Annotated in this window: 12 protein-coding genes; 6 read left to right on the plus strand and 6 right to left on the minus strand. The window is 70.4% G+C overall.

Annotated features, from left to right (window positions below; all coding sequences use genetic code 11):
- Nucleotides 1–128: 128 nt before the first annotated feature.
- Nucleotides 129–692 (minus strand): hypothetical protein, encoded by a 564-nt coding sequence (locus CP983_RS27650; RefSeq protein WP_150502470.1) that lies wholly within the window; start codon nucleotides 690–692, stop codon nucleotides 129–131.
- A 117-nt stretch (nucleotides 693–809) separates the two neighbouring features.
- Here CP983_RS27650 and CP983_RS27655 point away from each other — a divergent pair, with 117 nt between their 5' ends.
- From CP983_RS27655 to CP983_RS27670, 4 genes are all read left to right on the plus strand, one after another.
- On the plus strand, nucleotides 810–1,400 hold the full coding sequence (locus CP983_RS27655; RefSeq protein ID WP_150502471.1) for a TetR/AcrR family transcriptional regulator: 591 nt from the start codon (nucleotides 810–812) through the stop codon (nucleotides 1,398–1,400).
- 124 nt (nucleotides 1,401–1,524) lie between these two features.
- Nucleotides 1,525–1,890: a cupin domain-containing protein gene (locus CP983_RS27660; RefSeq protein ID WP_125526864.1), complete on the plus strand. Its 366-nt coding sequence runs from the start codon at nucleotides 1,525–1,527 to the stop codon at nucleotides 1,888–1,890.
- A 64-nt stretch (nucleotides 1,891–1,954) separates the two neighbouring features.
- On the plus strand, nucleotides 1,955–4,204 hold the full coding sequence (recD2, locus tag CP983_RS27665) for an SF1B family DNA helicase RecD2 (protein ID WP_150502473.1): 2,250 nt from the start codon (nucleotides 1,955–1,957) through the stop codon (nucleotides 4,202–4,204).
- 266 nt (nucleotides 4,205–4,470) lie between these two features.
- The gene (locus CP983_RS27670; protein ID WP_107905519.1) at nucleotides 4,471–5,760 is read left to right on the plus strand and encodes a citrate synthase; all 1,290 of its coding nucleotides are present in this window, start codon (nucleotides 4,471–4,473) and stop codon (nucleotides 5,758–5,760) included.
- Between the two features lie 577 nt (nucleotides 5,761–6,337).
- Here the strand turns inward: CP983_RS27670 and CP983_RS27675 are convergent.
- From CP983_RS27675 to CP983_RS27685, 3 genes are all read right to left on the minus strand, one after another.
- Nucleotides 6,338–8,635, minus strand: a complete 2,298-nt coding sequence (locus CP983_RS27675; RefSeq protein WP_150502475.1) for a heavy metal translocating P-type ATPase — start codon at nucleotides 8,633–8,635, stop codon at nucleotides 6,338–6,340.
- An 8-nt stretch (nucleotides 8,636–8,643) separates the two neighbouring features.
- On the minus strand, nucleotides 8,644–8,883 hold the full coding sequence (locus CP983_RS27680; RefSeq protein WP_030955126.1) for a heavy-metal-associated domain-containing protein: 240 nt from the start codon (nucleotides 8,881–8,883) through the stop codon (nucleotides 8,644–8,646).
- Nucleotides 8,884–9,123: 240 nt separating this feature from the next.
- Complete coding sequence (locus CP983_RS27685; protein WP_150502477.1) at nucleotides 9,124–9,807, minus strand: TetR/AcrR family transcriptional regulator; 684 nt, start codon at nucleotides 9,805–9,807, stop codon at nucleotides 9,124–9,126.
- 160 nt (nucleotides 9,808–9,967) lie between these two features.
- Here CP983_RS27685 and CP983_RS27690 point away from each other — a divergent pair, with 160 nt between their 5' ends.
- On the plus strand, nucleotides 9,968–12,187 hold the full coding sequence (locus CP983_RS27690; protein ID WP_150502479.1) for an MMPL family transporter: 2,220 nt from the start codon (nucleotides 9,968–9,970) through the stop codon (nucleotides 12,185–12,187).
- Nucleotides 12,188–12,288: 101 nt separating this feature from the next.
- Nucleotides 12,289–13,332 carry a zinc-dependent alcohol dehydrogenase family protein gene (locus CP983_RS27695; RefSeq protein WP_150502481.1) on the plus strand — a complete coding sequence of 348 codons (1,044 nt, stop codon included), beginning with the start codon at nucleotides 12,289–12,291 and terminating at the stop codon, nucleotides 13,330–13,332.
- Here CP983_RS27695 and CP983_RS27700 read toward each other — a convergent pair.
- A complete protein-coding gene (locus tag CP983_RS27700; protein WP_125526870.1) occupies nucleotides 13,313–13,906 on the minus strand; it encodes a GNAT family N-acetyltransferase in 594 nt (197 codons plus the stop codon). The two genes, CP983_RS27695 and CP983_RS27700, sit on opposite strands and share 20 nt — an antisense overlap.
- Before the next feature lie 66 nt (nucleotides 13,907–13,972).
- On the minus strand, nucleotides 13,973–14,173 hold the full coding sequence (locus tag CP983_RS27705; protein WP_030959066.1) for a helix-turn-helix transcriptional regulator: 201 nt from the start codon (nucleotides 14,171–14,173) through the stop codon (nucleotides 13,973–13,975).
- Nucleotides 14,174–14,386 lie beyond the last annotated feature (213 nt).

The following is a 14,386-nucleotide window of genomic DNA, read 5'->3' on the forward strand; positions in this document are numbered from 1 at the left end:
ATCGATTACATCGACCTGCACGAAGGATTGGAATCGATTACACGGACGAGGGCAAGGGGGTGAAGGGTGGCCGAAACTCAATCGTGACCAGCCGGGTGGCCCGGGTCGGTCCCGGGCCACCCCTCGGTTCATGCGTGCTTGGCGGCCCGCCCCAGGCGGAGGGCGGAGACGAGGAAGAAGATCCCGCCGAGGAAGGCGTAGCCGGCGAGGGAGCCCAGGGAGGCGTCGTCCTTGCCGGCCTGTGCGAAGAAGGAGGCGCCGGCGAGGGTGGAGATGCCGCCGCTGGCGATCATCGCCCACTGTCCTCCCAGCCGGCGCCGGGCGGCGCCGACGAGCAGCTGGACGACGCCCGCGGTGACGGCCCAGACGCCCCAGACGCGCAGTACCGCCGGGATCCCGGACGTGGCGGCGACGGCGAGGCCGACACCGGTGAGGGCGCTGAGCGCGATGTTCAGGTACAGGTGGCGCACCGGACCGTCGTCCGCCTTGGCGGACCGGACGTCGACGACGGCGCACGCCACGTCGAACAGGGGGTAGATCACCAGGAGTGCCCCGCTCAGCGGGGTCAGCGAGTCGGCGGTGGCGAACAGCAGGCCCGCCCAGACGGCGGCGAACGCGAAGCGCAGGAAGTACAGCTTGCGCAGGGCTGCGGTGACGCCGGTGCCGGGGGATGCGTCGACGAGGGTGTCCATGGGGGCCTTCCCGGGGTGTGAGGGAGAACGTTCGGTCTCTCTGGGTATCAAAGAGCGCTGCCGTGGCCGCTGTCAAGACCGAACGTTCTCCCTCATGGTTTTGATAGCCTCGGGAACATGAGTCGGGGCACAACGAGCCGGAGCACGGCGGGCGGCAGCACATCCGAGGCGCGAGCGAGGCTGCTCGGCACGGCGACGCGGATCTTCTACGCCGAGGGGATCCATTCCGTCGGCGTCGACCGGATCGTCGCGGAGGCGCAGGTCACCCGGGCGACGCTGTACCGGCACTTCTCGGGCAAGGACGAACTCGTCCTCGCCTACCTCGACTTGGCCGACAAGGGGATCCGGGCCCAGATCGAGGCCGCGGCTGCGAGCGAGGAGTCCGCGGCCGGCAAGGTCAGGGCCGTCGCCCGGTCCATCGCCGAGGGCATCCGGTCCCAGGGCTTCCGCGGCTGCGCCTTCCTCAACGCGGCGGCCGAATACCCCGACCCGGCCCACCCCATCCACCAGGCCGTGCTGGCCCACCGCCGGTGGTTCCTCGAAACCGTCACGGAACTGCTGGCCAGGACAGGCCGCACGCCCGCCGACGCGGCCGGCCGGCACCTCGTCATGCTCCGGGACGGCGCCATGGCGGCCGGCTGCCTCTCCGACCCCGAACCGGTCTGCGAGACCTTCCTGCAAGGCGTCGACGCGATGCTCGAGTCCTAGCCCGCGCCATCGCCGCCCCCGCCCACTCGTGTCTGTCGCGGGGCACTCCGGGGCGGTCCACACTGAAAGGACGATGGGACCGTCTCTTCAAGGCAAGGTCCGCAAGGGCCGGAGCGGAGGAGCCATGACGGCGGCGACACGCGACGAGGTACCCGTCACCCTGGGCGGCGACGGCGTGGAGGTCCGCACCAAGATCATCGGTGGCGGCATGTCCGTCGGCTACCTACGCCTGTCGGAGGGCACGGACATGGGCCCCGCTCTCAAGGGTCTCGAAGGTGACGCCTGTCAGTGCCCGCACTGGGGTTACCTGCTGAAGGGCAGGCTGCGGATGCTGACGCCGACGGGCGAGGAGTACTACGAGGCGGGCCAGGCGTACTACTGGGAGCCCGGTCACGTGCCCGTCGCGGTGGAGGACTGCGAGTTCGTGGAGTTCTCGCCGGCCGCGGAATTCCAGGCGGTCATCGACCACGTGACCGCACAGGCGGGCTGACGGCCACCTGCCGTCCTGCCCGCGATCCTCCGGCGTTGTCGGACCCGACCGGTAGCGTCGGATCATGTCCAATCAGGCGGGGAGCGGCGAGCGGCGACTTGCGGTGCTCGAAGGCGTCCTGGAGCGGATCACGTACGCCAACGAGGAGAACGGCTACACGGTCGCCCGGGTCGACACCGGAAGAGGCGGGGGCGATCTGCTCACGGTCGTCGGCGCGCTGCTCGGCGCCCAGGTCGGCGAATCCCTGCGGATGGAGGGGCGTTGGGGCTCCCACCCGCAATACGGGAAGCAGTTCACCGTCGAGAACTACACGACACTGCTCCCGGCCACCGTCCAGGGCATTCGCCGCTACCTCGGCTCCGGGCTGGTCAAGGGCATCGGACCGGTCTTCGCCGACCGCATCACGCAGCACTTCGGGCTGGACACCCTGAAGATCATCGAGGAGGAGCCGAAGCGGCTCATCGAGGTCCCCGGACTCGGGCCCAAGCGCACGAAGAAGATCGCCGACGCCTGGGAGGAGCAGAAGGCGATCAAGGAGGTCATGCTCTTCCTCCAGACCGTCGAGGTGTCCACCTCCATCGCCGTGCGGATCTACAAGAAGTACGGCGACGCCTCCATCTCCGTCGTGAAGAACCAGCCCTACCGGCTCGCCGCCGACGTCTGGGGCATCGGCTTCCTCACCGCCGACAAGATCGCCCAGTCCGTCGGCATCCCGCACGACAGCCCGGAGCGCGTCAAGGCGGGCCTGCAGTACGCCCTGTCGCAGGCCACCGACCAGGGCAACTGCTATCTCCCCGAGGAACAGCTGATCGCCGACGCGGTCAAGCTCCTCCAGGTCGACACCGGGCTCGTCATCGAATGCCTCGCCGAGCTCGCGCAGATCCCGGAGGACGGCTCCGACCCGGGAGTCGTACGGGAGAAGGTGCCCGGCCCCGACGGCGGCGCGGAGCCCGTGACGGCCGTCTATCTCGTCCCCTTCCACCGGGCCGAACTCTCCCTTGCCGCGCAGCTGTTGCGACTGCTGCGCACCGACGAGGACCGGATGCCGGGGTTCCACGACGTCGCCTGGGACAAGGCGCTGGGCTGGCTGAAGGGCCGTACGGGCGTGGAACTCGCCCCCGAGCAGGAGGCCGCCGTCAGGCTGGCCCTGACCGAGAAGGTCGCCGTACTGACCGGCGGTCCAGGCTGCGGCAAGTCCTTCACCGTCCGCTCCATCGTCGAGCTGGCGCGGGCGAAGAAGGCACGCGTCGTCCTCGCCGCCCCCACCGGCCGCGCAGCCAAGCGCCTCGCCGAACTGACCGGCGCCGAGGCCTCCACCGTCCACCGCCTGCTGGAGCTCAAGCCCGGCGGCGACGCGGCCTACGACCGGGACCGCCCGCTCCAGGCCGACCTGGTGGTGGTCGACGAGGCGTCCATGCTGGACCTGTTGCTCGCCAACAAGCTGGTGAAGGCCGTGCCGCCGGGCGCGCACCTGCTGTTCGTCGGGGACGTCGACCAGTTGCCGAGCGTCGGCGCGGGCGAGGTGCTCAGGGACCTCCTGGCCGACGGCGGCCCGATCCCCGCCGTGCGCCTGACCCGTGTGTTCCGGCAGGCCCAGCAGTCCGGCGTGGTGACCAACGCGCACCGGATCAACGCCGGACAGCACCCCGTCACCGACGGCATGAAGGACTTCTTCCTCTTCGTCGAGGACGAGACGGAGGAGGCCGGCCGGCTCACCGTGGATGTGGCGGCCCGTCGGATTCCGGCCAAGTTCGGGCTCGACCCGCGCCGGGACGTCCAGGTGCTCGCCCCGATGCACCGCGGCCCCGCCGGCGCCGGAACGCTGAACGGCCTGCTCCAGCAGGCCATCACGCCCGGACGCCCCGAGCTGCCGGAGAAGCGGTTCGGCGGGCGGGTCTTCCGCGTCGGCGACAAGGTCACCCAGATTCGCAACAATTACGAGAAGGGGGAGAACGGTGTCTTCAACGGCACCGTGGGCGTGGTCACCTCGCTCGACCCGGTCGACCAGCGCCTGACGGTGCTGACGGACGAGGACGAGGAGGTTCCGTACGAATTCGACGAACTGGACGAACTCGCGCACGCGTACGCGGTGACGATCCACCGTTCACAGGGAAGTGAATATCCCGCAGTGGTGATCCCCGTCACGACGGGAGCATGGATGATGCTTCAGCGGAACCTGCTCTACACGGCGGTCACCAGGGCAAAGCAGTTGGTCGTCCTCGTGGGTTCGCGCAAGGCCATCGGTCAGGCCGTGCGCACGGTCTCGGCCGGGCGCCGCTGCACGGCACTCGACTTCCGGCTCGCGGGCTCCTGAAACACCGCTTTCCCGCCCTCGCCGGACCCCCTTCTGACCTGCCGATTCGTGAGGCAGTGAAAAAAATGATCGATCAAACGAGTCGTGAAGGTCACAGACCACTTCCAGATGGGGAAAACAGCGGGCAGGATGGCAGGTTGGCGGCACTCAGTGCCGCCAATAGGCCCAATGGTCGACCCCGAGTGCACTCTCCTGAGCCGAATGGGGGAGGGTAGAGACAGTCAGGGCAACCTCGAAGATGAGGCACAACGTCGGTGAGGGAAGACGTGAGCGACAACTCTGTAGTACTGCGGTACGGCGACGGCGAGTACACCTACCCGGTGATTGACAGCACCGTCGGCGACAAGGGCTTTGACATCGGCAAACTCCGCGCCCAGACCGGTCTGGTGACGCTGGACAGCGGATATGGCAACACCGCCGCCTATAAATCCGCCATCACCTACCTCGACGGCGAGCAGGGGATCCTCCGGTACCGCGGCTACCCGATCGAGCAGCTGGCCGAGCGCTCCACCTTCCTGGAGGTGGCCTACCTGCTGATCAACGGTGAGCTGCCGACCGTCGACGAGCTCTCGACGTTCAAGAACGAGATCACCCAGCACACGCTGCTGCACGAGGACGTCAAGAACTTCTACAAGGGCTTCCCGCGCGACGCCCACCCGATGGCCATGCTGTCGTCGGTGGTCTCGGCGCTGTCCACGTTCTACCAGGACAGCCACAACCCCTTCGACGAGCGGCAGCGCAACCTCTCCACGATCCGCCTGCTCGCCAAGCTTCCGACGATCGCGGCGTACGCGTACAAGAAGTCGATCGGCCACCCGTTCGTCTACCCGCGCAACGACCTCGGTTACGTCGAGAACTTCCTGCGCATGACGTTCTCGGTCCCTGCGCAGGAGTTCGAGCTGGACCCGGTCGTGGTCTCCGCCCTCGACAAGCTGCTGATTCTGCACGCCGACCACGAGCAGAACTGTTCGACGTCGACGGTCCGGCTGGTGGGCTCGTCGCAGGCGAACATGTTCGCGTCGATCTCGGCCGGCATCTCCGCCCTCTGGGGCCCGCTGCACGGCGGCGCCAACCAGTCCGTCCTGGAGATGCTCGAGGGCATCCAGGCCAACGGCGGCGACGTCGACGCCTTCATCCGCAAGGTGAAGAACAAGGAGGACGGCGTCCGCCTGATGGGCTTCGGCCACCGGGTGTACAAGTCCTTCGACCCGCGCGCGAAGATCATCAAGGCCGCCGCGCACGACGTCCTCTCCGCTCTCGGCAAGTCCGACGAGCTGCTGGACATCGCCCTGAAGCTGGAGGAGCACGCGCTTTCCGACGAGTACTTCGTCTCGCGCAACCTCTACCCGAACGTCGACTTCTACACCGGTCTGATCTACCGGGCCATGGGCTTCCCGACCGAGATGTTCACGGTCCTGTTCGCCCTCGGCCGCCTGCCGGGCTGGATCGCCCAGTGGCACGAGATGATCAAGGAGCCGGGTTCCCGCATCGGCCGCCCGCGCCAGATCTACACGGGCGTCGTCGAGCGCGACTTCGTGCCGGTCGAAGAGCGCTAGACGCTCCGCCGAGGAGGCGCCCTTCGGGGCGCCGCACCTCCGCAGGCAAAAAGAAGAAGGCGCCCTGGCGGCGGTCCCCCCACGGGCCGACGTCCAGGGCGCCTTCCCATGTCCCGGTGCGGATTCCCCCCACGGGATCCGGCCGGGCGTCTGAGAGACCAGCGCCTGAAATCGCTGTCTTTCGGTGTTGCCGTTTGAGCGGAACGAGCGGACTCGTCGTACTCATGGTTGAGTGCGGTCTGCCGGGACAGCGCACGGTCGGGAGGGCCGCTCAAAGCTTCCCGATGTACGTGCCCCGGCAACGCAACTCTGAGGAAGTCCCCCAAGACATCCTCAGATGCCAGTAAGCGCCCCCCAAGACGCTGCCTGACATCGTCAACTTAGACCTTCGAACCCCTTCGATGGTTACGTTCACATCACTGTGATCTGCGTCTCTTGCATATGTCCGTTAGATACGCAAGAGCCCCGATATGGCGATCGAGGCCCAAGCGTAAGGATGATGCGCGAGCCTTGTGAAGAGCTTATGTGAGCCGGGCGCCGGACTCCAGAGGGACCCAGCGGGGTTCTTACTACGAATTCACCGGAACGTCCGCAGCCGCAGGCTGTTCGACACCACGAACACCGAGGAGAACGCCATCGCGGCGCCCGCGATCATCGGATTCAGCAACCCCGCCGCGGCCAGCGGCAACGCGGCGACGTTGTAGCCGAAGGCCCACACGAGGTTGCCCCTGATCGTGGCCAGCGTCCGCCGGGACAGCCGGATGGCGTCCGCCGCGACCCGTAGATCGCCGCGCACCAGCGTCAGATCGCTCGCCTCGATCGCCGCGTCCGTCCCCGTGCCCATCGCCAGACCCAGATCGGCGGTGGCGAGCGCGGCCGCGTCGTTGACGCCGTCGCCCACCATGGCCACACAGCGCCCCTCGCGCCGCAGCCGCCGTACCGCCTCGACCTTCTCCTCGGGCAGGACCTCCGCGATCACCTGATCGATGCCGACCGCGTCCGCCACCGCCTCGGCGACCGCCCGGTTGTCCCCGGTCAGCAGCACCGGGGTCAGCCCCAGCGCGCGCAGCTCGCGCACCGCCTCGGCGCTGGTCTCCTTCACCGCGTCCGCGACGGCGATCACGCCGCGCGCCGCTCCGTCCCACCCGACTACGACGGCCGTACGACCGTCCCTCTCGGCCTCTTCCCGGGCGCGGACCAGCTCCGTGGGCAGGGCGTCGAAAAGGCGCCCCACGGCCACGTCACGGCCCTCCACGCGGCCGCGCACGCCTCGCCCGGGGATGTTCCGGAACTCCTCGACCTGCGGCAGCAGTCCGACCCGCTCCTCCGCGCCGGCGGCGACCGCGCGGGCCACGGGATGTTCCGAGGCGTGCTCCACGGCGCCCGCGAGCCGCAGCACCTGCTCCTCGTCGGTGCCGTCGGCGACGTACACCTTCTGGAGGGTCATGCGGCCGGTGGTCACCGTGCCGGTCTTGTCCAGGACGACGGTGTCGACGCGGCGCGTGGACTCCAGCACCTCGGGGCCCTTGATGAGGATGCCGAGCTGCGCCCCGCGTCCGGTGCCGACCATGAGGGCCGTCGGGGTGGCCAGGCCCAGGGCGCACGGGCAGGCGATGATCAGGACCGCGACCGCTGCGGTGAAGGCGGCGACCGCGTCGTCGGTGAGGCCGAGCCAGGCCCCGAAGGTGGCGACCGCGAGGACGATGACCGCCGGCACGAACACCGCGGAGATCCGGTCGGCGAGCCGCTGCACCTCGGCCTTGCCGTTCTGCGCGTCCTCCACCAGCCGTGCCATCCGCGCGAGCCGGGTGTCCGAGCCGACCCGGGTCGCCTCGACGACGAGCCGCCCGCCCGCGTTGACCGTCGCGCCGGTGACCGCGTCCCCGACCGTGACGTCCACCGGCACCGACTCGCCGGTCAGCAGGGCGGCGTCCACCGCGGAGGCGCCCTCCACGACGGTGCCGTCGGTGGCGATCTTCTCGCCGGGCCGTACGACGAACCGGTCGCCGACCGCCAGCCCCTCGACCGGCACGCGCACCTCGCGCCCGTCGCGCAGTACGGTGACGTCCTTCGCGCCGAGCTCCATCAGGGCGCGCAGCGCCGCACCCGCGCGGCGCTTGGAGCGGGCCTCCAGGTAGCGGCCGAGGAGGATGAACGTGACGACGCCCGAGGCCACTTCGAGGTAGATCTGCGAGGCGCCGTCGACCCGCGAGGCGGTGAACTCGAAGGTGTCGTGCATGCCGGGCATGCCGGCGTCGCCCAGGAACAGCGCCCACAGCGACCAGCCGAACGCCGCGAGCGTGCCCATCGAGATCAGCGTGTCCATGGTCGCCGCGCCATGCCTCGCGTTGGTGAACGCGGCCCGGTGGAAGGGCAGTCCGCCCCAGACGACGACGGGCGAGGCGAGGGTGAGCGCGAGCCACTGCCAGTTGTCGAACTGGAGGGCCGGGACCATCGACAGCGCGATCACCGGCACGGCGAGCAGGGCGGAGACGACGAGGCGCCCGCGGTACGCGGCCGGTTCCGGGTCTTCCGGCGCCTGGTCCCGCTCCGGCGCGGGCCGCGGGGGAGCGGGCTCCTCGGCGGTGTACCCGGTCTTCTCCACCACGGCGACGAGGTCGGCGACCTCGATGCCCGCGGGGTAACTGACCCTGGCCTTCTCGGTCGCGTAGTTCACCGTGGCGGTCACGCCGGCCATGCGGTTGAGCTTCTTCTCGACGCGGGCCGCGCAGGATGCGCAGGTCATCCCACCGATGAGCAGCTCGACGTCCGAGGCGGCTGCGCGGTCGGCCGGCCCGGACGCGGGCGTCGCCCCGGCCGTGCCGGTCGTGCCGGCCGGCCCGGCTATCGGCGGTTCATCGGTGGTGCGGGTCATGGCCGGACTCAGACCCTGCCGACCAGTTCAAAGCCGGCCTCGTCGACGGCGGCGCGCACGGCCTCCTCGTCCAGCGCGGCGGCCGACACGACGGTGACCTCGCCGGTCGAGGCGACGGCCTTCACCGAGCTGACGCCGGGCAGTTCGGAGATCTCGCCGGAGACGGCCCCCTCGCAGTGTCCGCAGCTCATGCCGCTCACCTTGTAGACGGCGGTGACGGAGCCGGGGGTGTCGGTCTGGGCGGTCATGTGGTTCTCCTCGTCGAGGCATGTGGGGCCGAGGGGACCCAGGGGGTCCCTTCTCTTCCACGGTATACCCCTATGGGGTACTGCTCAAAGAGGGGTGGCGCCTGTCGGTACCGCACGGGCGTTCGGCGGGTACCGCGTGATCGCTCCGGGATGCGGGCATGCGCGGTGCGGGAGAGAGTGGGTCGCGGGGTCCCCCCGAATCCGGGAGCTGATCCATGCACACCTGTCGGTACCGGCCCACTAGGTCGCGGTGCGGGCCGCCTCGGTCCGGCCGAGTCTGTCGCCCACCAGCGGGTCGAGGTAGCGGATCAGGACGTGCTTCAGCTCCTGGACGTAGGCGTCGCGTTCGGCGTCCTCGTGGGCGAGCACCAACTCCAGTCCGGCCTTGTAAAGGCCCAGGCACATATGGGCGGTCCTGGCCAGGTCGGCCGGGGCGGCGTCGGGCAGGAACGAGGAGAGCAGGCCCTCGATCCGGGACAGCAGGGTCGCGTGCAGGGCGTCGTGCTCCTCGGCCATGCGGCCGGGGATGTCGGGGCCGTGCATCAACGCGAAGAACGCCGGATGGGCGCAGTTGAAGGCGATGAAGCGGTCGACGGCCGAGGCGACGGCCTCCTCCAGCGGAGTGGCGGGATCGACCGGGGCGAGCGCCTCGCCGTACATCTCGCGCATCTCGTGGATCAGCCGGTCGCCGAGCTCTATGGCGATCGCTTCCTTGTTCGGGAAGAACTGGTACAGCGTGCCGGGCGAGACGCCGGCCTCGCGGGCGATGGCGTTGGTGCTGGCGGCCGTGTAACCGGTGGTGGTGAAGACGGTGGCCGCGGCCTCCAGCAGCTGGGCGATACGGCGCTCGCCGCGGGCCTGGCGGCGGCGCGGCTGCTCCTTCTCCTGGTGGACCTGGTCGTCCTTGTCCCGGTTCGCGGACACGCGTTATCCCCAGCTCTCCGAACGCGATTGACAAACGCGAGCGGTCGCTCGCATTCTTGAGAAACGCGAGCGAACTCTCGTGTTTGCCAGTCTATGGCAGTGACAGCTCCATGCTGCCTGCCGTGCACAGCATGGATCAGGGTGAAGGGGACACCGCACAATGAACGAAGTCAACAGGCCACCCCGAGTCGGAGGCTGGACCCGCTTCGTCACAGCACGCCCCCGGTTGTCGCTGCTCGTGGCCCTGGTGATCACCGCGCTCGCCGTGCTGGCCGGCAGCGGCGTCGCCGACCGGCTGGGCAGCGGCGGCTGGGAGGACCCGGACGCCGAGTCGACCTATGCGACCAAGGCGCTGGAGCGTGAGTTCCCCGCCTCCCAGCCCAACCTCCTGCTCCTCGTGGACGCGGGTGACGCCTCGGTGGACGACCCCGCGGTCGCCGCGGAGGCACAGCGCCTCGTGTCCCGCCTGACCGGCGAGAAGGGCGTCGTGGGCGTCGGCTCCTACTGGCAGGGCAAGTCACCCGCCCTGCGCGCCGAAGACGGCCACGAGGCGCTGATCGCCGCCCGGATCACCGGCGAAGAGAAGCAGATGGGGGAGACCCTGGACCGCATCGCGCCCGAGTTCCGGGGCGCGCACGGCCCGGTGGAGGTGAGCGTCGGCGGCCCGGTCGCGGTGCGGCACGAGATGCAGACCACCATCCAGGAGGACCTGCTGCGCGCCGAGGTGATCGCCCTGCCGGTCACCCTCGTGCTGCTGGTCATGGTCTTCGGCAGCGCGGTCGCCGCCCTGCTGCCGCTGGGCATCGGCATCGTCGCCATCCTCGGCACGAACGCGGTGCTGCGCGGCCTGACCGAGTTCACCGATGTGTCGGTCTTCGCGATGAACCTCACCACCGCCCTCGGCCTCGGCCTCGCCGTCGACTACGCCCTGTTCATCGTCCGCCGCTTCCGCGAGGAACTCACCGGCGGCGCCGAACCACTGGCGGCGGTCGGCACCACCCTGCGCACCGCCGGACGCACGGTCCTCTTCTCCGCCCTCACCGTCGCGGTGTCCCTGGCGGCGATGCTGCTCTTCCCGCAGTACTTCCTGCGGTCCTTCGCCTACGCCGGCATCGCGGTGGTGCTGCTGGCCGCCGCGGCCGCCCTGATCCTGCTCCCGGCGGCACTGGTCCTGCTCGGCCACCGGGTCAACGCCCTGGACCTGCGCAAGCTGCTGCGGCGCGGTCGGGCGAAGGAATCCGACGGAGCGGCCGCAGCGAGTGAGGGCAAGGGCTGGGCCCGTACGGCGAACCTCGTCATGCGCCGCGCCCCCTTCTTCGCCCTCGGCACCACCGCCGTCCTGATCCTGCTCGGACTGCCGTTCCTCGGCGTGAAGTTCGGCACCGCGGACGACCGCCAGCTGCCGTCGAGCGCCGAGTCCCATGTCGTCCAGCAGCACATCCGCGACGGCTTCCCGGGCAGCCCCGGCGGCGGCCTGGAGGTGCTCGCCGAGGGGCGGGCCACCCAGGCGCAGTACGCCGACTACAAGCAGCGCATCGGGGCCCTCCCGGAGGTGCTGCGGGTCGACGGACCGCTCCTGAAGGGCGATTCGGCGTACTTCACGGTGCTGCCCAAGGGCGAGGCGGTGGACGACCCGGCCCAGGGCCTGGTCGGCGACCTGCGCGCGACCGAGGCGCCGTTCGACACCAAGGTGACCGGCGCGGCGGCGGTCCTGGTCGACTCCAAGGACGCCATCGCCGAACGCCTCCCGCTGGCGGCCGCCTTCATCGCGATAGTCACCCTGCTGCTGGTGTTCCTGCTGACCGGCAGCGTGCTGATCCCGATCCAGGCGGTGGTGCTCAACGCGCTCAGCCTGACGGCGATGTTCGGCGCGGTGGTCTGGGTCTTCCAGGACGGCCATCTGTCCGGCCTGCTCGGCTTCACCAGCCCCGGCTCGATCGAGACGACCCTTCCGGTGCTGATGTTCTGCGTCGCCTTCGGACTGTCGATGGACTACGGCGTGTTCCTGCTCTCCCGCATCAAGGAGGAGTACGACACGACGGGCGACCACGAGGAGGCCGTGCGGCACGGGCTGCAGCGCACCGGCGGTCTGATCACCGCGGCCGCCGTGATCCTCGCGGTGGTGATGGTCGCGATCGGCACCTCCCGGGTGACCAACACCAAGATGCTCGGCCTCGGCATCGCGCTGGCGGTCCTCATGGACGCGATGATCGTCCGCAGCCTGCTGGTCCCGGCGGTCATGCGTCTGACGGGGCGGGCGACCTGGTGGGCGCCGGGGCCGCTCAGGCGGCTCCACGACAGGTTCGGGCTCAGCGAGTCGGACGCAGCGCCCGAGCAGGCCGAGGCCGAGGAGCGGGACAAGGTGGCGGTGCCCGGCTAGCGTTCCGCCGGACGGGGTGATCTCCGCGCCGTGCCGTTCAGGGACCGGGTCCCGGGCGGTGCGGGGATCACCGGGGCGGGACGGAAGGCGAGGTGGGGCGGATGCGGGCCGTCGTGTTCGAGCGGTTCGGGGAGCCGGCCGGGGTGCGGGAAGTTGCCGATCCGGAGCCGAAGGAGCACGGGGTGGTGGTCCGGGTCGAGGCGACGGGGCTCTGCCGCAGCGACTGGCACGGCTGGCAGGGGCACGACCCGGACATCACGCTGCCGCATGTTCCCGGCCATGAACTCGCCGGGGTCGTCGAGGCGGTGGGAGACCGGGTGACCGGCTGGCGGCCCGGCGACCGGGTCACCGTGCCCTTCGTGTGCGCCTGCGGCAGCTGCGCGGCATGCGCGGCGGGCGACCAGCAGGTGTGCGAGCGCCAGACCCAGCCCGGCTTCACCCACTGGGGATCCTTCGCCCAGTACGTGGCGCTGGACCACGCGGACGTCAACCTCGTCGCCGTGCCGGAGGAGATGTCCTTCGCGACGGCCGCCTCGCTGGGCTGCCGGTTCGCCACCGCGTTCCGGGCCGTCGTGCAGCAGGGGCGGGTGGCCGCGGGGGAGTGGGTCGCGGTGCACGGCTGCGGCGGGGTGGGTCTGTCGGCGGTGATGATCGCGGCGGTCTCGGGCGCGCGGGTCGTTGCGGTGGACGTCTCGCCGCGGGCCCTGGACCTGGCGCGGAAGTTCGGGGCGGCCGAGTGCGTGGACGCGTCGAAGGTGCCGGACACCGCGGCGGCGATCCACGCCGTGACCGGTGGCGGTGCCCATCTCTCCCTGGACGCCCTCGGCTCGCCCGCCACCTGCGCCGCCTCCGTCGACGGCCTGCGCCGCCGGGGCCGGCACATCCAGGTCGGCCTGCTGCCCTCGGAGTCCGGCACCACACCGGTTCCCATGGCCCGCGCCATCGCCCTGGAGCTCGAACTCCTCGGCAGCCACGGCATGGCGGCGCACACCTACCCGCAGATGCTGGAGCTCGTGCGGGCCGGGGTGCTGCGGCCGGATCTGCTGGTGACGTCGACGATCCCGCTGGACGCGGTGCCGGCGGCGCTGGCGGCCATGGGGTCGGCGCCGGGTGCGGGAGTGACGGTCATCGAGCCCTGGAGCTGACGGCACCGACGTCGGGGCGGCCGTGGTGGGCGGCCCACTCGTGGTCCAGGACGGCCATCATCACCCAGTCCAGCCACTGGCCGTCCCTGAAGTCGGCCTCCCGCCGGACGCCCTCCACCACGAATCCGGCCTTCTCGTAGACGCGCAGGGCACGCGGGTTGTGGCCGTAGGCCTCCAACTGGATCCGGTGCAGCCCGAGTTGCTCGAAGCCATGGCCGACGATGAGCCGGGTGGCCTCGGTGCCGATACCCCGGCCGCGCCCCCGGGGACCGACGAGCGTGCGGAACGTACAGCTGCGTGCCGTGGCGTCCCACTCGTACAGGACGACCTCGCCGACGAGTTCGCCGGTGGCGCGGTCGGTGACAGCGAGGTCGAGACGGTCGTTCTGCGCGGAGCGCGAGCCGTACCAGGAGCGCAGCCGCTCCAGGGAGAACTCCTCGGACGCCTCGCCGGTGAAGCGGACGACCTCGGGGTCCTCGATGATCTCCGCCATGACGGCGGCGTCGGCCTCGGTGAAGGGCCGCAGCACGGTCCGGTCGCCGGTGAGTACGGGCTTGACGGAGAAGTCGCTCATGCCACGACTGTGCCCCACACATCGGGTGGGGCACAGGTGGTTTTCGTCGCCCTCGGCCCCGCGAGGTCAGTCCGGCCTCCGGCCGCGGTTGCCGGGCCGGGACGCCACCCACAGCCGCACGGTGTCCGCGTACCAGAAGGGCTTGCCGCCCTCGACATGGTCGGGCGGCGGCAGCAGCCCGTGCTTGCGGTACGACCGCACGGTGTCCGGCTGCACCTTGATGTGCGCGGCGATCTCCTTGTAGGACCAGAGCCTTCGGTCGGTCATAGGTGCACCTCCCCGCGCGCGCCGCGGTGGCGACCGGGGACCGGTCGTCGGGGGGACCGCGCGCTGCGCTGGCGATCACAAAGCCTGTGTCCGGTCAACGACACGGAGTGAGGACGCGACAGGGCCCGTGCGCGGGTGTGACGCAGGGCCCGCGTACACGGGACATGTGTGACAGGGGAGGGGCCTTTGTGACACAGGTGACGCAAAGGCGTA

Origin of the sequence: Streptomyces chartreusis (assembly GCF_008704715.1) — a bacterium.
GTDB classification, from domain to species: Bacteria; Actinomycetota; Actinomycetes; order Streptomycetales; family Streptomycetaceae; genus Streptomyces; species Streptomyces chartreusis.